This is a genomic window from Shewanella sp. 1CM18E (assembly GCF_023161665.1).
GTDB lineage: Bacteria > Pseudomonadota > Gammaproteobacteria > Enterobacterales > Shewanellaceae > Shewanella.
This window is the reverse complement of the sequence record NZ_JALNTW010000001.1, coordinates 657201-678094: the sequence shown is the minus strand read 5'-3', so window position 1 is coordinate 678094 and position 20894 is coordinate 657201. Positions and strand designations below refer to the sequence as shown.

Below are 20894 nucleotides of genomic sequence, written 5' to 3'. Positions count from 1 at the left end.
TAATCGAGTAAAACTTGATATTAGGGTGTGATCTCTATCAATAATCTAAGCGCTTTTCTTATCTTTGTGTATCAAATTGGAACCAAATCTCTATGCTGCTTTCCGGTATGTTTTGAAGATACAAAACCAATACTTCATTTCTCTTTGATTTTAAAATTTCAATAGCTTACGCAGGAAACGAGAATTAGCATGTCTGTATTAATCGAGCAGTTAGGGCAAGATGAACTTCGTCGCCCAAGTCAGTCTCAATCTAGCTTTATGTCACTTATCAAATCAGTTCGCTATCAGCTCAAATTTATTGTTTTTTTAACTGTGATGTCATTTGTGTTTCTTGGATATAAAGGCATATCCGGAATGCAAGATGCTGGAGAATCGATAGGACAGCTGCATGCCCAAGGCATGCAGCTAAGTATTAATGCAGGTCAAACTTTAACTGAGTTAGCTACAGCACGTAGTGAGTTATTACTGGCATTTCAACATGATCCTAGCAGTCAGTTTTCTGAAATGCATAACCACCCATTGTCTTTACACATAGCTCAGGCTCAAGCATCGATAAATACTTTAAAAGATATTGTAGAAAATCAAATATTAAGTGCCGATTTAGCTGCAGATGAGCGTCGTCAGGCCAATGAGCTTAAAAGCCTGCTAGATCGTGTTGTTTTGGTTGGCTTCAATCCAACCATTGCAGCATTGCAGCAACAACAATATGAAGAAGCGAATCAGATTTTACTTAGCGAGATTAATCCGCTATTTAAAACGATTACCGCTGAAGCGAAAGAGTTTTTAGATCTGCAAATCGCTGAGGGTGAACACATCTTTAAGCAGTTTAATAACAATATGCAGGTTTATATTGTGTTAGTCGCGCTGTTTTCTAGTATCAGCATGTTAGTTATTACTATTAGCTTGACGCTAATTCGACGCCGTATTGCTAAGTCGGTGGTTGAGCTTGAACAGACTGCGATTAATATTGCTAGTGGTGATTTAACTAAACGTATTGAAATTGGTGGTGACGATGAATTTGCCCATATTGCAGATTACGTCAACCAAATAGCATCTCGCTTCCAGCATGTAGTGCAGAACACTCACGAGTCTACAGCGCGTTTAGCCAGTGCAGCTGAAGAGAACTCAGTGGTTTCGACTCAAACGCAGCGCAATGTGATTGAGCAGCAACAACAAACTCAGCAAATTGCTGCAGCAATTCATCAGTTTACTTCTACCGTAAGGGATGTGGCACAAAGTGCTGAAGCTGCAGCTTTTACCTCTAATGAGGCTAATGATATTGCTAATCAAGGCCAAGCTGTTGTTAATGAGAGCATAGCTGTTATTGAAACTCTATCGGTTGAAATGGACGGTGCGACAGAAGCAATGCATGTATTGTCCAAGTCATCTGATGAAATTGGCTCAGTAGTTGATGTTATTCAAAGTATTTCAGAGCAAACAAACTTACTGGCATTGAATGCGGCGATTGAAGCTGCACGTGCGGGCGAGCAGGGCAGAGGTTTTGCGGTTGTTGCCGATGAAGTCCGTAGTTTAGCTAAGCGCACACAGGACTCGACTGAAGAGATCCAAAAGATGATCCAACGTTTGCAGCTTGGTGCTAAAGACTCGATGTTAATGATGGAGCGCGGTACAGAGCAAGCTAAGCTGAGTGTGGGTAAGTCACAACAAGCGGGTGAAGCCTTGCAGCAAATTATGGCGAGTATTGAACAAATTAATGCGTTGAATACTCAAATTGCGACAGCGTCAGAAGAGCAAAGCTTAGTGACCGAAGAGATTAACCGCAACATTACTAATATTAGTGATATTTCGGATCAAACCGCCGCTGGTGCTGAGCAAACTCAAGCATCGACTCATGAGCTTGCTAGCCTTGCTGAATCTATGCAACAAGAGATTGCTTACTATCGAGTGTAGCAGGCGAGTGGTATAAAAAATGAGATAACAAAAAGGGCTGTCAGTGACAGCCCTTTTTTTATAAGCTAACTCTCGGGGAGAGAGTTAGCTTTAATTGCTTAGCCTTCTAGCTTGGCAAGCTCAGCTTTTTGCTCAGTAAGCTTGTCCATATCGCGTTGATATTCAGCTTGCTTAGCGCGTTCTTTTTCAATAACGGCTGCAGGTGCTTTAGCAACGAAACCTTGGTTTGATAGCTTACCTTCGATACGTGCAAACTCAGCTTGTGCTTTTTCTAATAGCTTGTCGATACGGGCTACTTCTTTAGCAACATCGATTAGGCCTGCCATTGGGATCAATAGCTCCATGTTGCCGACAAGCTGCGTAGTCGACATAGGCGCAGTTTCACCGTCAGCTAGAATCGTCATAGACTCAAGCTTAGCTAGGGTCTTGAAGAAAGTTTGGTTAGCTTCAAGGCGAGCCTTATCTTGCTCACTCACGCCACGTAGTAGTGCGTTTAGTGGCTTAGATGGGGCAATGTTTAGCTCAGCACGGATGTTACGTACAGCAACAATCACTTGCTTAACCCATTCCAAATCTTCCATTGCTGCAGCATCAACTTTATCAGCTTGGAACTCAGGGAACTGAGCAAGCATCAAAGTATCGCCTTCAACACCAGCTAGCGGCTTAACACGCTGCCAGATAGTTTCAGTTAGGTATGGCATGATTGGGTGCATTAGACGCTGCATCTGCTCAAGTACGTTAACCAAAGTATGGCGAGTACCACGAAGCTGTGCTTCAGTGCCACTTTGCATCACAGGCTTGGTTAGCTCTAAGTACCAGTCACAGAATTGGTTCCAGGTGAACTCGTAAATGGTGTTAGCTGCTAAGTCAAAACGGTAGTTAGCCATGTGCTCGTCATAGGCCTTAACGGTTTCATTGAACAAACCGATAATCCAACGATCTGCAAGAGATAGCTCCATCTCACCGCCATGTTGGCCGCAGTCTAGTGCTTCACCAATTGCATCATCGCTTGCATCATCCGCTTGTACTTCAGTGTTCATTAACACGTAACGTGATGCGTTCCAGATCTTGTTACAGAAGCTACGGTAACCATCTAGGCGTTTCATGTCCCAGTTGATGTCGCGGCCAGTTGATGCCATAGAGGCAAGAGTAAAGCGCAGTGCGTCAGTACCGTGTGCTTCAATACCGTCAGCAAACTCTTTACGGGTGCTCTTTTCAATCTTAGCCGCAAGCTGTGGCTGCATCATGTTGCCAGTACGCTTTTCAACTAAAGATTCAAGATCGATACCATCAATCATGTCTAGTGGGTCAAGTACGTTACCCTTAGACTTAGACATCTTGTTACCCGCTTCATCACGGATAAGACCGGTAACATATACCGTCTTAAACGGAACTTGCGGCTTGCCGTTTTCATCTTTGATAAAGTGCATGGTCATCATGATCATGCGGGCAACCCAGAAGAAGATGATGTCAAAGCCCGTTACCAACACATCTGTTGGGTGGAAAGCTTTTAGCTCAGCGGTATCTTCTGGCCAGCCTAGTGTTGAGAAAGTCCACAATGCAGAGCTGAACCAAGTATCTAGTACGTCAGCGTCTTGGCGTAGAACCACTAAATCGTCAAGCTTGTGCTTAGCACGTACTTCAGCTTCATCACGGCCAACGTAAACCTTACCGGCTTCGTCGTACCATGCCGGGATACGGTGACCCCACCAAAGCTGACGTGAAATACACCAGTCTTGAATATCACGCATCCAAGAGTTGTACATGTTCTCGTATTGCTGTGGTACAAACTTGATGTCACCGTTTTCAACGGCTTCCATCGCAGTCTTAGCCATAGGCGCAACAGCAACATACCATTGGTCTGTTAGTAGTGGCTCGATAACAACGCCAGAGCGGTCACCATATGGCACCTTCAATGCGTGTGGATCGATTTTGCCTAGTAGACCTAATGTTTCAAATTCTTCAACAATAGCTGTACGAGCCTTGAAGCGATCAAGACCTGCGTAACGCTCTGGAAGGCTGTTATCTAAATCGTTGTTGGCTGTGCCGTCAGTGTTTACAACTTCAGCGCTTGAGCGAATAGCCGCATCAATCGTTAGAATGTTGTACATAGGCAGCGCGTGACGTTTACCAACTTCGTAGTCGTTAAAGTCGTGTGCAGGAGTGATCTTCACACAACCTGTACCAAACTCCATATCCACATAATCGTCAGCAACGATTGGGATAAGACGGTTTACGATTGGTAGTAGAATAAACTTACCAATAAGTGATTGGTAACGCTCATCGTCTGGATGAACTGCAACTGCGCTGTCACCCAGCATAGTTTCAGGACGAGTAGTCGCCACTTCTAGGTAATCTTTACCGTCAGCAGTTAAGGCGCCATCAGCTAGCGGGTAGCGGAAGTGCCACATGCTGCCTTGCTTTTCTTTGTTCTCAACTTCTAAGTCTGAGATCGCAGTGTGTAGAGTTGGATCCCAGTTTACTAGGCGCTTACCGCGGTAAATTAGGTCATCTTCGTATAGACGTACAAACACTTCTTGTACGGCATCAGACATGCCTTCATCCATAGTGAAACGTTCGCGATCCCAATCGACAGAAGCGCCAAGACGACGTAACTGTTTAGTGATGGTGCCGCCAGACTGTTCTTTCCAGTCCCAAATACGGTCGATGAAGTTTTCACGGCCAAGATCGTGACGGCTTAAGCCTTCTTCAGCAGCAACTTTACGCTCAACCAACATTTGCGTTGCGATACCAGCGTGGTCAGTACCGACCTGCCAAAGGGTGTTTTTGCCCTTCATACGTTGGTAACGAGTCAAGGTGTCCATGATGGTATCTTGGAAGGCGTGACCCATATGCAAGCTACCCGTCACGTTTGGTGGCGGGATCATGATGCAATAGTTGCCTTGAGACTCATCGCCGTGTGGCTTGAAGTAACCTTTCTCTTCCCAGTTTTGGTAAAGAGACTGTTCTATAGACTGCGGGTTATATGTTTTTTCCATGGGGCGTGTTTATCTCAAACTAAAAATTAATTGGTTGTGCTGCTAAATCTTGGGTCGTTAAAGCTATCCCAAGGCTGCGATACTGCCGATAGCGATCACGAGCAATCGCTTTATTGCTATCGTCATTGGCAACGAAATCGATAATCTGTTCAAAGTTTACCGCAAATTGCGGCACTTGGTCTGCAAGATTAACCAGAAGATGACGTTTTTTGTTGGCGCCAAGCCTGTCAAAGCCTATTTCTACCGGAGCGCCGCCTAATGGACCTTCACCTTTAAGGTTATGTGGTACAAATGATTGCGGCTCAAATTGCCAAAGTAGCTCATCAATCGCATAAGCTTGCTGTTGATCTTGGCAATGAATGTAAACCAACTCTTGAGCAGAAAAAGCTCTCTCTGCCAGTTGGCAAGCAACAAGATACACTTGCTCTAGCGCTGATTTTGATTGATGAGGTACCTGTCCGGCACCTTGAGGCATCAGATAAAACAGAGCTTGCGATTGGCTAGAAGACACACTAGATGACATAGTTGTTTATTAGCTTGGCTTTTTGGCTGACGAAAGAGAGGATTTTACACTAAAAGTCGCTCAGAGATCAGCCTCTAATCATGGATTTCTTTCACGCTTATTTGAGTTTACTGTTGAGCTAATAAAGAACGCGCTTTTTAGCCTCTATTTCATGCTTAGCTAACGGGTTAATTTTACTAATTGCAGCGCTGTGGTTACACTCCATGCAACTGTTGTAAATAGTCCATATTATGAATTTTTCCGACCTAAATTTAAGCGCTCAAATCCTATCTACATTGCCGAGTAAGTTAGCTATTGCAACTGAAATTCAAAGGCTTGCGATTCCTGAAATATTAGCGGGTAACGACGTGCTAGCACTAGCACAAACAGGCAGCGGTAAAACTTATGCCTTTGGCCTGCCGTTACTAGAAGCTATTGCATCAGCTAAGGTCACTAGCTGCGAAACCAAAGATTTAGTTAAAGCACTTATATTGGTCCCCACTCGTGAGTTAGCTCTGCAAGTGGCAGAATCGCTTGATGTTGTGTCGTTGGACACCGAGATAGTCGTACTGTGTGGCGGAGTCGATAAGGCGCTGCAAATAACTGCGTTGCAGCAAGCAAATCAGCTGCATAAGTCGCAGCTTGTTGTGGCTACCCCGGGAAGATTACTCGATTTTTTGCGTGAGCAGCATTTATCGCTGAGTGGATTAAAGCAGCTTGTTCTTGATGAAGCAGATAGATTGTTGGAAATGGGCTTTTGGTCAGATTTGGAGCGTATTCTTGAGTTTATGCCAAGCAAACGCCAAACCTTGTTGTTTTCGGCCACCCTTGCCCCCGAGTTAAATCAAAAAGCGCTGAAATTACTTAATCAACCTAAAATGCTTGCTGCGCAAGCGGTGAATAGCGTGACTGCGGATATTAATGAATCACTTTATTTAGTTAATAAAGGTGATAAAGCGAGAGCATTAGCCGCGTTAATTGATAAACACCGATGGCCACAAGTATTGGTATTTATTAATGCTAAAGACGATGCGGATAAATTGGCAAAAAGGCTAGTTAAAGCAGGCGTAAATGCTGCGGCATTGCATGGTGATAAAGAGCATCAGCAGCGTCAGAAAACACTTACCGCTTTTAAGTCTAATGAGCTACAGGTGCTAGTAACCACTGATCTGTTATCTCGTGGTATTCATGTTGATGCGCTACCTGTAGTGATAAATTTTGACTTACCAACCAATGCGCCTGTTTATGTGCATCGTATAGGCCGCACCGCAAGAGCAGGAGCCAATGGTTTAGCTATTTCACTAGTCTGCCATGGTGAGACTGAGTATTTAAAAGCGATTGAGTTATTTACTGAGCGAAAACTTAGCCTTAAAGAGCTTGATGGTTTTGCGGTGACAGATAAGCCTTCAACAGGAGCAAGTAAGCGTGCCCCTCGAGATAAAAAGGCTAATCGTCGTAGTCAAAATAAACGCAGTGCTAAAGATTTTGTCAGCAAAAAGCCAAGGCCGGCAAAATAGGTGATAGTTAGGCTATATTGGGTATTTTTCCGTGCCCAAATGCCGGGTGTTTAGGCTTTTCAAAAAAAATTAGCGTTTGTTTAATGCAAAGAGTATCAGTGAGCTTTAGTTTGTAATTGATAAAAAATTAATCGCTCACATTGTCTAATTTATTAGCTGGTAGGTTTTTAGCATTGCGGATATACTCCGCGCTCGCGCAAATACTGATCGATATTATACTTATATCTACGGCGAGAAACTTGGCTGCCAGCAAGCAAATATTGTTAGATAAAGTATAGAGATAGGTGTGTTTTTTAGTTTTAGAATAGGTGCTAAATGAGCTTCTTTGATAATGCTGTAATTGTATTGCTCCTGATTGGAGTCAGTTGTTTTTTTTCGATGTCGGAAATTGCGCTGGCGGCTGCCCGTAAAATTCGCTTACGTCAATTATCGACAGAAGGTGATATTCGCGCTGATAAAGTTCTGCTACTACAAGAGCAGCCAGGTAACTTTTTTACTGTGGTGCAAATAGGTTTAAACGCTGTTGCTATCATGGGTGGTATTGTCGGTGAATCAGCTTTTACTCCACATATTCATGCGTTTTTATCTTCTTGGTTAACAGGGCCTTGGTTAGATAAAACCAGCTTTCTATTATCATTTGTGCTGGTGACAAGTTTATTCATTTTAATTGCCGACCTTATTCCAAAGCGCTTAGCGATGGCATTTCCAGAGAAAGTCGCTATGACTTTTGTGGGCCCAATGATGGTCTGTATCGTGGTATTAAAGCCGCTAGTATGGTTTTTCAACGGTTCTGCAAACTTGGTATTTCGCGTGTTTCAAGTACAAACCGCACGTAATGACGCCGTGACCTCTGATGATATCTACGCGGTTATGGATGCTGGCGCTGAAGCGGGGGTGCTAGATAAAGGCGACCAGCTGATGATGGAAAAAGTGTTTGAGATGCAAACCATTCCAGTCACCGCCGCTATGACAGCTCGTGAAAGCTTAGCTTACTTTTTACTGCAAGATAATGAGCAAGAAATTAGACGTAAAATCGCTGAAGATCCGCATTCAAACTTTTTAGTCTGTGATGAGCAGTTAGATACAGTTGTGGGTATAGTTAACGCTAAAAAGTTACTGATTTATCTGATTAACGGCGAAAAAATTAGCCTGACAGATAAGAGCTTAGTGACTAACTGTTTTATCATTCCAGACACGCTAACTTTGTCTGAATCTATGGATTATTTTAAGAATAGTCGTGCCGATTTTGCAGTTGTCATGAATGAATACTCTTTAGTTGTGGGGGTTGTTACTGCTAAAGATCTGCAAGATGCGGTGATGGGCGCCTGGTCATTACCTGAAAGCGAAGAGCAAATCATCGCCCGTGATGAACGTTCATGGTTGATGGATGGTGTTACCCCAATAACGGATGTGATGCGTGCACTAGATATCGAAGAGTTTCCGCAAAATCATAACTATGAAACCATCGCTGGTTTTATGATGTTTATGCTGCGGAAAATTCCGAAGTGTACAGACTCTGTGAATCATGCAGGCTTTAAGTTTGAAGTTGTCGATGTTGATAGCTACAAGGTTGACCAGCTATTGGTAACCCGAATTGACGATATAGTTGTGACTGAAGTGGTTGAACCAAAAGCCTAGTTTCAAGTGAGTTTAAAGTAAAAGGCTGCTAAGTCATTAGCAGCTTTTTTGTATTTGTTGTTTCTGTTTATCTATTTAGTCATCTATTTCGGTTTCACGCCTGTAATTTCGATACTTTTGCATGCTGTAGAGAGCTTTTGGCATACAAGTCGCTATTATAGGCTAAAGTGAATTTCTCAAACTCATACTCTTCTGCAGGGCGATGAAAGTAGTAGCCTTGATAATAATCACAGCCTATCTGACTTAATATCTCCTGCTGCGCTTTCAGCTCCACCCCTTCGGCAATAACGTCTAAATCTAAACATGTAGCTAAGTTAACGATAGTTTTTGAGATCGCGATGTCATTGTCGTCACTAAGCAGATCTTTTATAAACGACTTATCAATTTTTAGTTGAGTTAATGGCAGTGACTTTAAATAACAAAGAGATGAAAAGCCGGTACCGAAATCATCAAGAGAAAACAAAACACCGCAATTGGCTAAATCATTCATAATTGCAATTGTCGCGTCGATATTTTCAATAAAGATACTTTCGGTAATTTCTAGTTTTAACTTGCCTGCTGGAACTTGATAAGTGCTGAGTAGCTGCTTTACATAGTCGGTAAAGTCTTCATGTAATAACTGCATGGTGCTTACATTAATCGACAAGGTTAATTGTTTAAATTCTTGTTGTTTCGACCATTGCTGCAGTTTTTTACAGCCATCAAGTAATACCTTGTTACCAACCGGAACAAGTAGGCCGGTTTCTTCTAGCTGTGGGATAAAGTCATTGGGATAAACCAAGCCCTTTTGGGGATGAAACCAACGGAGCAAGGTTTCCGCGCCAATGACTCCTTGCTCTGACGATACTTGAGCTTGAAAAAATATTTGAAACTCTTCATTAATAATTGCTTGTTCAAGGTCTTTTTCAGTTTGTTTACGCTGTACAATTTTAGTTTGCATTTCTGGATCGTAAAAGCTGATGTTATTGCGGCCCGATGCTTTCACTTTATACATCGCCAGTTCTGCCTGTTTAATTAGGTCCTCAATATTGGTGGCACTTTCGCCGAATAAGGTAATGCCTATGCTTGCAGACAGCTTAAAACTTTTTGAGTCGACATTAAGAGGCTTTTGAATGTTGTGCAGCAACTTACGTGCGACTGATTTTGTTTGGGTGATAGCTTGAAACTTTTGCGGCGATGCATGAGGGATGAACACGATAAATTTGTCACCGCCTAGCCGACAAACGGTAAATTCAGCATCTAAGCTTTGAGTGATTCTATTGGCGAAGCTAATCAACACTTGGTCACCGACACTATGATTGTTTATATCATTGACTTCTTTGAAGTGGTCTAAATCAATAAATAACAGAGCGCTGTATGACTTTAAACGGCGGTTCAATACCAATGATTGGCTGATCCTATCTTGTAGTAGTTGGCGATTTGGCAATTTAGTGAGATGGTCAAAATGGGCCAACTCATAGATTTTTGATTCGCTTAACCTCTTTTGAGTGATATCGATATTGGAGCCAACCATACGAATAGGCACTTTATTGCTATCAGTAATCACCTTTGCTGAAGCTTGTATGCTTCTTACCTCACCGTCGTCTCTAATTATTCTAAATTCACTATTAAAGTTCTCGCCGGTATTTATTGAGCGATGAAAGTCGCTTAGCGCCTGTTGTTTGTCTTCGGGGTGAACTGCGTTTTCCCAGATAATATAAGCAGCCTGGGTCTCTTCAGGGCAAATTCCATAAATACGATACATCCATGAGTCCCAAACTAATGACTGTGTTTTTAAGTCAAAATCCCAAATGCCGATTTTGGCTGCATCTGCGGCAATGGCTAGACGTTGTTGGCTGTTGAGTAACTCTTGCTTTGCTTCTAGCTCATCGTGACGTACAAGAAAGTAATTACGATTATTGATTTGAATTTTATTAGCAGAGAGTTGGAAATAATGACGGCAGCCTTGGTTGTCGTAGCTATATTCCACCTGAATATCGTTAAGCTGTTGCTTTAGTGCTTGCTGTAGGCTTTGTATGACATGATTTGGCACAGTGGCAACATTTAAAGCAATGTCTGGGACAGCTTTTGAATGGGCACATTCTTGAGCGTGACAGGTTTTAAAGTGGAGTGTTAAATAGTTTTCGCCAATCCAATTGTTGATATTAAACGGCTCAAAACATGCAAATTGCTCCCAGCTGCGATTAACTAATTGGATCACGCCTGAGTCATCGATAATTGCTATTGGGCTTGGTAATAAGCTAAATGCATTTGCATATTGCTCGGCGGCTTCTGGTTGGAGGCATACACTATTCACAACATACTATTCCTTCAGTCTATGTGAGTAACACGTGGCTTATCGAGTGTTAGACAACAAGTATCCTTTTGATGTTGTTAGAAAAACGATTGCAGCACAAATTAAGGTTAGCTTATAAGTATCATTTACGCCGATTTTTATAGTGATTTTGGTGGCTTTTTAGCCGATTAATGATTGCAAGTCAGTCGTTAGGTTGGCTGTTGAAGGGTAGGGATGAGCTTTATAAAGCCTATAATATGGCTACTAGAATTGGATGCTAGTTATTCTAATAAGCTTCAGCTTCAGCTTCAGTTAGGCATAATAAGCGCCAACTTAAGCTGGATTGATTCGCTAATAGGGGCTCGCAAGCTGCTCTTTTATGACTTTGAGTTGCCAGTCGTTGTGCCACTGTTTTAAGCGCTCAGCAGACATAGGCGCAGCAATAAAGTAGCCTTGGGCTAAGTTACAATCAAGCTGTTGTAGGTGACGCCAAAGAGCTATGGTTTCAACACCTTCTGCGACAGATTCTAGCTGTAAACGCTGACTTAGTAATAAACATGCTTCAACAATCGCGGCTGCTGTTTTGCTGCTTTCCATTGGCCTGATAAAGCTCATATCAATTTTCAATGAATCAAAAGGCAGGGTATCTAGTAGTGAGAGTGACGAGTAGCCAGTACCAAAATCGTCAATCGATAAATTAAAGCCGTGCATGGCTAAACGTGAAGCCGATTCGAGGGCGCGTCCTGTATTTTCTAAAGCATCCGATTCGGTAATTTCAAAGTAAACCTTTTGACTTAAATTTGGGTGTCTTTCAGCAATATTAAGCAGCTTATCAACAAAATGGCTATGCATTAATGTTGTGGGGGTGATATTAACCGCTACAGATCTGCCCAAGAGTTCCGGTTGCTTGCTAAGAATGTATTCAATACTGAGCAGTGCGAGCTCGGCATCTTTTTGCATTTTGCTCAATAAAGGTAGAAAGCTTGCTGGCGGTAAAACGCCAAGCACAGGATGAATAAAGCGGATTAAAGCTTCGCAACCACGCCATTCGCCATTATCGAGATCAACAAGTGGTTGAAAGTAGGGTCTAATCCAGCCTTGTTCTAAAGCGTGAACCAGCTCTTTCTCAGTAAAATCTTTATTTTTAAGCGTATTATTAACAATAAATGTTGTGTTACTTTGCTGCTCTAGGTGGGCTAACTGTAGTAGCTCTTTGAGTATTGTAATTTTAACTGGCTTACTTATCGCACCTATCACTTTTAGGTGGTAGCTCAAACACATTTTTTGCACTGTATTCAGTACTATGTGGTTACTCGCACTCGTAATAATAATTGAGCCGTTAAACGAGAGCTCACTGATATAGCCAAGAAAAGTAATGCCGTCCATTTCAGGCATTTTTAAGTCGCAAAGTAATACATCAGGCTTAAAGCTAGTCATCAGTTTTAATGCTGCTCTGCCTGAAGAAGCGGTTTTAATTTCACTAATAACCGGTTGCTCAATTAGCGCGAGTTGCATCAGCATCGCTTCGCGTTGAAATTCATGATCTTCAATAACCAAAATTTTCATTACAATTGCTCCACGACTATGGTTATTTGCGTCATAGTCTGCTCAAGTGTAGTCAATAGCTGCTGGCAAAGGTTTAGATCATGGGCAACTGCGGTTGCTTCTAGTTCTTTGGCTACTAGTGCTAAAGCCTGTGATTCTATCACGCCTGCTGCGCCTTTGAATCTATGAGCAATATTTCCGATAGCATCAAAATCTGCATTAACTACAGCCCGTTGCAGTAAGGGTAAGTCTTGCTCTGAGGTGGCAATAAACTTATTTAATAGACTAATACAAATAGCCATATCGCCAAAATTGCCGACGAGTGCATCAAGGTCAATAACTGGCGCTAATGTATCTTCAGCAGGCGTTGGCGCAAGTTTATCTAGTAGATCGTCAGCTTCTGCCTGTTGAGTCTCAGCTTGAGTAGCCTCTGGAGAAACGTTTTCAGTTGTTTCATCTGTGCAAGTCGCCATATTATTTAAATGAGTTTGTAGCACTTGACTCAGCTGGTTTAGGCTAATTGGTTTAATTAAATAATCATCGAAACCCAAGTGCTGACAGCGCTCTTTTTCGCTCGACATAGCATTAGCGGTAAGTGCAACGATTGGCAAACGTGGTAGTTGCAATGAGCGCTCATTTTCACGAATAGCATTGACTAGTCCATAACCGTCAAGCTCCGGCATATGGCAATCTGTTAGCAGTAAGTTGTACTTTTGCTGGTGGTAAGCCGTTAGGGCTTGCTGACCATCATCAAAAATATCGCCAACATAGCCGAGTTTACTTAGCTGCATTCGAATAACATCTTGGTTTATAGGATGATCTTCTGCCACTAAAACTAGCTTATTTTGCTTAATAGCTTGCTCACGGCTAAGACTTTTCTGTTTTGAGGCTTGTGTTGCAGCGTACTTACTTTCGAAGAACTCTGGTTTAGTGATTAAATGCAGTAAGTGATCTGGGATCAACGGGTTAACCGATAATGCCCAGCCAAGTTTTGCTGGCGTTGGTGACAGCATGCTTTGGGTTTTCAGAACAATAATCTGCACGCCAGCTAAGCTGCGTTTTAGCCAGCTTGCGGTAATACCTTGCTGCTCACACCACTGATTTTCAAGTATTAAAATATCGAGTTTATTGATGGTTGCCCAAGAGGCCAGTGATATTTTATTGTTTAGAGCAGAGAGATCGAATGTACTGCAATGCCAGTTTTTCAGATAATCAGAGAGCAGGTCATAACTACTTGCATCACTGGCAAGCACGCCGCAACGTTTTTGTACCAGTGTCGGCACTTCTACTGCTACAACAGGGACATTTAGGTTGAATTTAAATGTACTACCTTGGCCGCGACAGCTATTAACAGCTATTTCTCCCCCCATCAATTTGACTAACTGCTGACAAATTGAGAGTCCTAAACCGGTACCGCTAAAGCGTCGTTCACTGCTTAGATCGACCTGTTCAAACGGCAAGAATAGTTTGCTTATGTCGCCTTCTGAAATGCCCATACCGGTATCCGTAACGGCAAAGCTAATGGTTTGCTGTGTGTCCGTTGATGACAATAGATCTACAGACAACCAGATCTCGCCTTCACAGGTAAATTTAGAGGCATTATTGAGTAGGTTATTAAGTACTTGCTTTAAGCGTAAATCATCAAGTTTTACCGAATAAGCTAAATCTGGATCTAGCCATAACTTGAACTTAAGCCCTTTGCGCTCAACGTGCGCAATATGCGGCTGCACTAACTCGCAGATAAATGTACTTAATTGGCAATCTGTCGGGCTAAGGCTAAGTTTACCCGCTTCGATTTTAGAGAAATCCAGTACATCATTTACTATGTTGAGCAGATTATTGCCTGAGTGGGTAAGGTTTTTATGGATCCCATATAGTTCTTTGCTGTTTAAATGAGGTGCCATCAGCTCTAAAAGGCTTAACACCCCGCTAATTGGGGTACGGATCTCATGGCTCATCATGGCTAAAAAGCGTGATTTTGCTTCGGCTGCTGATTCTGCTAGCTGACGAGCTTCATTAAGCTCGGCCTGCTTTTGCTTGATTAACGATATATCGACAAGGGTATAGGTCCAGTGACGGTTTTTACTGACTAAGGTGCAGACACCGGTCACTTGGAACCAAGATGACTGGCCATTAATATTCAATTTCAGCGTAGTGTAAAGCGAATCAGAAAAGCGCGATTCATCTATATCATTTAAGAAATCGTGTTCTTCTGCATGTTTGCTTAAAAACTCCATAAGCAGATGGGGAGTTTGGTACAACTGCTCGGGAGTAATACCTAGGTATTTTTCAATATTACTGCTGACATAGCTCCATGAAATATCATCAATGTCATCGCCATAGCGAATTAGCTGCGCGACAATACCACCAAAGTTACTGTTAACTAATCTAAGTTCTTTTTCGACGCTGTGCCTTTGAGCAATCTCTGCTTTTAGCTTCCTATTGGAGTAAACAAAAACCAGCAAGCTTGCACAAATACCGGCTAACACTAACAGCATCCAGCTAGGTATTTTGGTAAATGAGAACTCGCTATCAATCTTAACGTCGTTCCACTTGTGATTAATAGCCTCTAGCTCTTCCTCGGAAATAGAAGTGCTGGCTTTATTAAGAATGGATAGTAAAACCGGTGCGCTTTTATTTACGCCAAAGCTGATTGCGCGAGTATGTTTACCGATAGGGTCGTGGATCACCTTAAGTTGGCCAAAGTATCTTGGACCAATAAGGCTGTTAGCTTTAGATAAAGGTAAAATGGCAACATTAACTTTATTGTCAAGAACCGCATTTAACATGTGTTTAGTTGAACCAAAACTATACACTTCGGCACTCGGAAAATGTGGTTCAATGTTGTTTAGTTTTTGGTGACCACTAAGTACGCCAAGTGTACTGGTTTTGCTTAAACTTAGCGTATTTGATTTTACCGATGTAACAGCTATCCATGGATCTCGCATATACGCGGAAGTACAGCTTATATAAGGAATATCCTGCTCTTTACAGGTGTAAGCAAGTATAAGGTCAAACTCACCCTCTATTAACTCTGATTCAATCTTATTTCCTGAATAGGCCGTTGCTTCCAAATTCAGGTTGAGCTTTTTTGCCATCATTTTCAAAATGTCGGCACTCATACCATCCATTTCGCCATCGTCATTGGTAAATGCAAACGGATGATTATCTGAGGAGTAAAGTACTTTTATGTTGCGCTTTTCGCGCATCGCATTAATTTCATCATCGGTAAGATTAAGATCATGCTGCTGATAGACATAACGGCTTTGAGATTTGGTTAACCAAGTTTCATATAAACGATTGAAAGTCTTACTTGAAATCAGCTTTAGGCCACGGTTAAGTTCATCTATGAGTTTTTGATTTTTGTAGAGGCCTGCAAAGTGTAAATGATCAAAAGGCATATCATTCAGTAAAGCGATATTGAGGTTATCTGGTGCATTTTGATGAGTGCGTAAATAATCTAAAGTAATCGCATTACCAACGTAAGCGTCGACATAACCTTTTGCGACAGCTGAGTATGCGTCTTGGCTACCGGGGTAATTACTTAACTCAATCTGGCTTGCTGTGGCGCGAAGTAAAACCTCATTAATCGCAAACCCTGCTTCGGTGGCAATATGCTGATCTTTTAATTCAAGCAAACTACTAATATTAGGCTCACGGGTGATGACTGCATTAGGAACCAACATGATGGGCGAACTAAAGCTTAACCAAGTCATTCTCTCGGGGGTTTTGGAAGCTCCCATGATAATGTCGACTTCACCATGGCGCAGTGCTTGATTGACTTCTGCGTAGCATGGGTAGGTTACTACCTCAATTTTATAGCCGCTATTCTTTGCTATTTCTTGAAATATTGAAGGTAATAGACCTATGACCTTTTTATCTTTACTGACATAGGTAAAAGGTTGCCAATCAAATGCAGGATAGCCCACTTTAATAATACGTTCTGAACCTTGGTCTTCAGTTTCTTGAGCAAAAGCACTAAGCGAGGTCAAAAGGAAAAAAAGTATGAGTAATGCCCGATGCATTTTGTCACCTTAAATGGAGTTGCAGCTATAAAAGTAAATTGGTTTGGTGCACTGAGCTGCGAGTATTGATGGTGATGAGTACTCATCAAGATCGTTAGAATTTTGCGGCTGGTGTCGGTATTTTTTATACTGGGCAAGAATAATAGAAGTTAGTGTAATTAGTCTAAACAGTAAAAATTGTGCGTATTGTAAAGATTAAATATGTGCTGTCGATATTAAGGCGCAAATATATTGCCAGTTAGGTCGCAAATTTGAAGTTTTTTTCAGCAGTTTGGGCGTGTATTAGCTAGCAGCTCTATTTAAATGAGCTTATAAAGAGTATCTGATTGAAAAAGTACTCAGGCGCAGCGTAACAAACCCATAAAGGCGAGCTATCAAAAGGGGATTAAAAAGGCCAAACCCACAAAGGTTTGGCCTAATATCAATCACGCGGTAGAAGGCTACAGCCTATTCACCTTGTTCAACACCTGCACGGTTAATTAGGAATTGAGTGAGCAAAGGTACTGGACGGCCAGTTGAGCCTTTGTTTGCACCACTATTCCAAGCTGTACCAGCCACATCTAAATGTGCCCAGTTGTACTTTTTAGCGAAGCGTGACAGGAAGCATGCTGCAGTAATTGAACCAGCAGCGCGGCCGCCTAGGTTTGTCATATCTGCAAATGGGCTTTCCAAATGCTCTTGGTATTCATCCCATAAAGGCATGCGCCAAGCGCGGTCGCCACTTTGCTCACCAGCGTTTAATAGCTCGTGCGCAAGCGGATTATGGCCAGAGAATAGTCCTGATGCATGTTTGCCTAGAGCAATAACACAAGCGCCTGTTAAGGTAGCTGTGTCTACTACCAACTCAGGGTCAAAGCGTTCTACGTAGGTTAACACGTCACATAATACTAGACGGCCTTCGGCGTCAGTATTAAGTACTTCAACAGTTTGACCAGACATAGTCGTAAGGATGTCGCCCGGGCGATATGCATTACTTGACGGCATGTTTTCACAACCCGCCAAAATACCAATAACGTTGATTGGTAGTTGCATTTCACACAAGGCTTTCATCGCACCAATAACGCCAGCAGCACCGCCCATGTCATATTTCATCTCATCCATGGCTTCGCCAGGTTTTAGTGAAATACCACCAGAGTCGAATGTTAGGCCTTTACCAATTAGCACAATAGGCTTTTCAGTATTATCAATTGCACCCTTGTATTCCATAATGGTCATTACTGACTCATTGTGGCTACCACGGCCAACTGCAAGGTAAGAGTTCATCCCTAAGGCTTCCATTTGCTCTTCGCCAACAGTTGTTACCGTGAGGTTTTCGGTATTTTCAGCGATTTGACGAGCTTGAGAAGCAAGGTAAGCAGGATTACAGATATTTGGTGGCATATTGGCCACATCACGACACAGGTGCATACCCGAAGATACGGCCATACCGTGCTCAATTGCACGTTCGCCAACGGTGAGTTCGCGGCGTGTTGGTACATTAAATACCAGTTTGCGTAGTGGGCGACGAGTTTCGCCTTTACGAGTTTTTAGCGCATCGAAGCTGTATAGGCTGTTTTGCGTAGTTTCAACCGCTTCACGTACTTTCCAGTATGTGTCGCGACCTTTCACATGTAACTCGGTAAGGAAACAAACTGCTTCCATTGAACCGGTTTCATTAAGGGTGTTGATTGTTTTAGTGATGATTTGCTTGTATTGACGTTCATCAAGTTCACGCTCTTTACCACAACCGACAAGCAACACACGCTCGCTAAGTACATTCGGTACATGGTGTAGCAACAACATTTGTCCTGGCTTTCCTTCCAAATCACCACGACGAAGTAAATTGCTGATATAGCCTTCACTGATTTTGTCTAGCTGTTCGGCGATACCAGACAAGCGTCTTGGTTCGTATACACCTACAACGATACAAGCTGAGCGTTGTTTTTCTGGACTACCGCTCTTTACGCTAAACTCCATGAGCTCTCCTAGATTCTTAAAGACAAATTTTATTATTTATTAGATAATGTCTGCTTGTGCCCAAAAAGGGCTTGAATATGGCGCACCCTATAATATTCTTTTCAGGTGTTTTCCCTGGCCATGTTATGTAATTGTTGGTTACAAAACTACTAAAAGTAGACAGTCTACATGAAAGTTGTATTGATACCAGCATAAATGAACGTTTGGAGACCGGATCCTCACTGTGATTGTATTTAGATACCTGATTCGAGAAGTTTTAAAAGCACAAATAGCGGTACTTTTAGTCCTGTTAGCTATTTTTATTAGCCAACACTTTGTACGTGTGCTTGCTGATGCCTCTGATGGCGAATTTCCAGCCTCTCTTGTTATGACCTTACTCGGTCTTAACATGCCATTTCTTACTGTCTTGGTTTTACCATTAAGTCTATTTTTGGGTATTTTGTTGGCCCATGGGCGTATGTATGCCGAAAATGAGATGGTTATTTTTCATGGTGTAGGTATCAGTGAATGGTATATCACTCGAGTAACTCTGTTACTTGCGATTACTAATATGCTATTTACCGGCTTCTTATCCGTGTATGTAGCACCTTGGGCTGAAGAACAGCAAAACCAAGTACTCGAAAGTGCAAAGTCTGAAGCAGGTCTTGCTGCATTAACTCAAGGGCGTTTCCAAACTAGCCCCAATGGTAGAGCAGTACTTTTTGTTGAGCGTATTGATCGTGACAACAAGCTTGATAAGGTATTTGTTGCCCAGTTACCCGATCCTAACGATGAAACCGGTGTTGCAAATGTAGTGGTTGCGCGCTCAGGAAAAGTGGTTGAAGACGGCACTGGTGGCCAGCGACTGCAACTTGAAGACGGTGTGCAGTACCAAGGTAACCCGAAGAGAGTTGACTACCAAGTGGTTGAATTTGGTGGTTACCAAATGCAGATTAAAGAGCAAGCTGTTGATGAGCGTCGCCGTAAATTATCTGCCATGCCAATTGATGAGTTAATGAAAATTGATAGCCCAGAGGCTACTGCAGAGTTTCATTGGCGCTTGGCAATCCCACTGGCTATTCCTTTGATGACTTTAATTGCAGTGCCTATGGCGCGAGTGAATAACCGTCAAGGTAAGTTTGCTAAGATGTTTCCTGCGATTTTGTTATACCTTGGCTACTTTGGTTTGATGGTGGCAGGGCGTAAATCACTAGAAGATGGGGTTATTCCACAGTACTTAGGTATGTGGTGGATCCATGCCTCCGCTTTGATGATAGGGATATTGCTCTTGGGTAAAGAGCGTCCAATCGGTGCTAAGGTTTCTGGCCTGTTCAAGCGTAAAAAGGCGGCTAAAGCATGAGAATTTTAGACTTATATATCGCTCGGGTATTGATTAGTACATCGTCTTTAGCACTGCTAATTTTGACAGGATTATCTGGCATTATTAAGTGGGTGGATCAATTACGTGTTGTCGGCCGTGGTACTTATACCATGATGGATGCGGCTGTTTACGTGCTATTTTTGATCCCGCGTGATATTGAACTGTTCTTTCCTATGGCGGTACTGCTTGGTGCGCTAGTGGGTATGGGCATGTTGGCATCAAATTCTGAGCTGGTAGTGATGCAGTCTTCTGGATTGTCACGCTTACAGATCACCATGTCTGCGATGAAAACCGCCATTCCATTGATGATTTTGGTGATGATGCTAACCGAGTGGGTAGCACCTGTTGCCGAGCTTCGTGCTAAAGAAATTAAACGAACCAATGTATCTGGTGGCAGCTTAATCGATTCTAGTCGTGGGATTTGGGCTAAAGATGGCGCGCTGTTCGTCAACATTGGCGGCGCTGCTGATATTAACAATTTGCGTGATATCACTTTATATGAGTTTGATGATACAACTAATTTAACCAGTACTGTTCATGCCGATTCAGCTGAATTTAAAGATGAATATTGGCTATTAAAAGATGTTCGTCGAACCACGCTTAAAAATGAGCAGGTGGTATTAGTGAACCTAGATGAAGATAAATGGATCTCATCACTTACGCCTGAAAAGCTCAGTGTGGTATCGGTAAAACCAGAGGCGCTTTCGATAGAAGGTCTACTGGATTATCTCGACTATTTAGAAAGTAATAACCAAGCCTCTGAGCGCTATGAGCTAGCACTGTGGCGCAAGCTCATGCAGCCTGTTACGGTGGCAGTAATGATGCTGGTGGCACTGTCGTTTGTCTTTGGGCCACTTAGAACAGTCACTATGGGCGCGCGCGTACTACTTGGTGTGGTGGCAGGTTTTAGCTTCTATATTTGTAGTGAGATCTTCGGGCCGCTAAGTATCGTGTATGGCCTGCCAGCCTTTATTAGTGCAGGTATGCCGGCATTGATATTTAGTATCGGCGCGCTGTACTTTATTCGTAAGTAGCAATGCTCAAATAGAAATGCTTAAGTCGAAATGTTTAAGTCATAGCGCTAAGTATTAAGCCTAAGTATTAAGCCTAAGTATTAACATTCAAAATTGAATAGTAAAAAAGCCAATAAACATAAGTTTATTGGC

Annotated in this window: 11 protein-coding genes; 5 read left to right on the top strand and 6 right to left on the bottom strand. The window is 42.4% G+C overall.

Annotation, left to right across the window (positions count from 1 at the left end):
• The first annotated feature begins 189 nt into the window (after positions 1-189).
• Positions 190-1911, top strand: a complete 1722-nt coding sequence (locus MSG37_RS02930) for a methyl-accepting chemotaxis protein (protein WP_248469049.1) — start codon at positions 190-192, stop codon at positions 1909-1911.
• Positions 1912-2009: 98 nt separating this feature from the next.
• On the opposite strand, the gene MSG37_RS02925 is transcribed toward MSG37_RS02930, so the two are convergent.
• Positions 2010-4910 (bottom strand): valine--tRNA ligase, encoded by a 2901-nt coding sequence (locus tag MSG37_RS02925; RefSeq protein WP_248469048.1) that lies wholly within the window; start codon positions 4908-4910, stop codon positions 2010-2012.
• Positions 4911-4929: 19 nt separating this feature from the next.
• Positions 4930-5433 carry a DNA polymerase III subunit chi gene (locus MSG37_RS02920; RefSeq protein ID WP_282446546.1) on the bottom strand — a complete coding sequence of 168 codons (504 nt, stop codon included), beginning with the start codon at positions 5431-5433 and terminating at the stop codon, positions 4930-4932.
• A gap of 230 nt (positions 5434-5663) precedes the next feature.
• Here MSG37_RS02920 and MSG37_RS02915 point away from each other — a divergent pair, with 230 nt between their 5' ends.
• Together MSG37_RS02915 and MSG37_RS02910 are read left to right on the top strand one after the other, a co-directional pair.
• Entirely contained in the window at positions 5664-6929 is a 1266-nt protein-coding gene (locus tag MSG37_RS02915) for a DEAD/DEAH box helicase (protein ID WP_248469047.1), read from the top strand.
• A 315-nt stretch (positions 6930-7244) separates the two neighbouring features.
• On the top strand, positions 7245-8567 hold the full coding sequence (locus MSG37_RS02910) for a hemolysin family protein (protein ID WP_248469046.1): 1323 nt from the start codon (positions 7245-7247) through the stop codon (positions 8565-8567).
• Between the two features lie 94 nt (positions 8568-8661).
• On the opposite strand, the gene MSG37_RS21370 is transcribed toward MSG37_RS02910, so the two are convergent.
• From MSG37_RS21370 to pepA, 4 genes are all read right to left on the bottom strand, one after another.
• Positions 8662-10863 carry an EAL domain-containing protein gene (locus MSG37_RS21370; protein ID WP_248469045.1) on the bottom strand — a complete coding sequence of 734 codons (2202 nt, stop codon included), beginning with the start codon at positions 10861-10863 and terminating at the stop codon, positions 8662-8664.
• Between the two features lie 330 nt (positions 10864-11193).
• Entirely contained in the window at positions 11194-12408 is a 1215-nt protein-coding gene (locus MSG37_RS02900; protein WP_248469044.1) for an EAL domain-containing response regulator, read from the bottom strand.
• On the bottom strand, positions 12408-16412 hold the full coding sequence (locus MSG37_RS02895; RefSeq protein ID WP_248469043.1) for a transporter substrate-binding domain-containing protein: 4005 nt from the start codon (positions 16410-16412) through the stop codon (positions 12408-12410). Before MSG37_RS02895 ends, MSG37_RS02900 begins: the two co-directional genes overlap by 1 nt.
• Positions 16413-16859: 447 nt before the next feature.
• Positions 16860-18368 (bottom strand): leucyl aminopeptidase, encoded by a 1509-nt coding sequence (pepA, locus tag MSG37_RS02890; RefSeq protein WP_248469042.1) that lies wholly within the window; start codon positions 18366-18368, stop codon positions 16860-16862.
• 223 nt (positions 18369-18591) lie between these two features.
• Here pepA and lptF point away from each other — a divergent pair, with 223 nt between their 5' ends.
• On the top strand, positions 18592-19707 hold the full coding sequence (gene lptF, locus MSG37_RS02885) for an LPS export ABC transporter permease LptF (protein WP_248469041.1): 1116 nt from the start codon (positions 18592-18594) through the stop codon (positions 19705-19707).
• Positions 19704-20762, top strand: coding sequence for an LPS export ABC transporter permease LptG (gene lptG / locus MSG37_RS02880; RefSeq protein WP_248469040.1), 1059 nt, complete (start codon positions 19704-19706; stop codon positions 20760-20762). Before lptF ends, lptG begins: the two co-directional genes overlap by 4 nt.
• Positions 20763-20894 lie beyond the last annotated feature (132 nt).

Coding starts and splice junctions, on each gene's coding strand:
- MSG37_RS02910 (WP_248469046.1), top strand. CDS start 7,245: ATGAGCTTCTTTGATAATGCTGTAATTGTATTGCTCCTGATTGGAGTC.
- pepA (WP_248469042.1), bottom strand. CDS start 18,368: ATGGAGTTTAGCGTAAAGAGCGGTAGTCCAGAAAAACAACGCTCAGCT.
- lptG (WP_248469040.1), top strand. CDS start 19,704: ATGAGAATTTTAGACTTATATATCGCTCGGGTATTGATTAGTACATCG.
- MSG37_RS02925 (WP_248469048.1), bottom strand. CDS start 4,910: ATGGAAAAAACATATAACCCGCAGTCTATAGAACAGTCTCTTTACCAA.
- MSG37_RS02920 (WP_282446546.1), bottom strand. CDS start 5,433: ATGTCATCTAGTGTGTCTTCTAGCCAATCGCAAGCTCTGTTTTATCTG.
- MSG37_RS02900 (WP_248469044.1), bottom strand. CDS start 12,408: ATGAAAATTTTGGTTATTGAAGATCATGAATTTCAACGCGAAGCGATG.
- MSG37_RS02930 (WP_248469049.1), top strand. CDS start 190: ATGTCTGTATTAATCGAGCAGTTAGGGCAAGATGAACTTCGTCGCCCA.
- MSG37_RS02915 (WP_248469047.1), top strand. CDS start 5,664: ATGAATTTTTCCGACCTAAATTTAAGCGCTCAAATCCTATCTACATTG.
- MSG37_RS02895 (WP_248469043.1), bottom strand. CDS start 16,412: ATGCATCGGGCATTACTCATACTTTTTTTCCTTTTGACCTCGCTTAGT.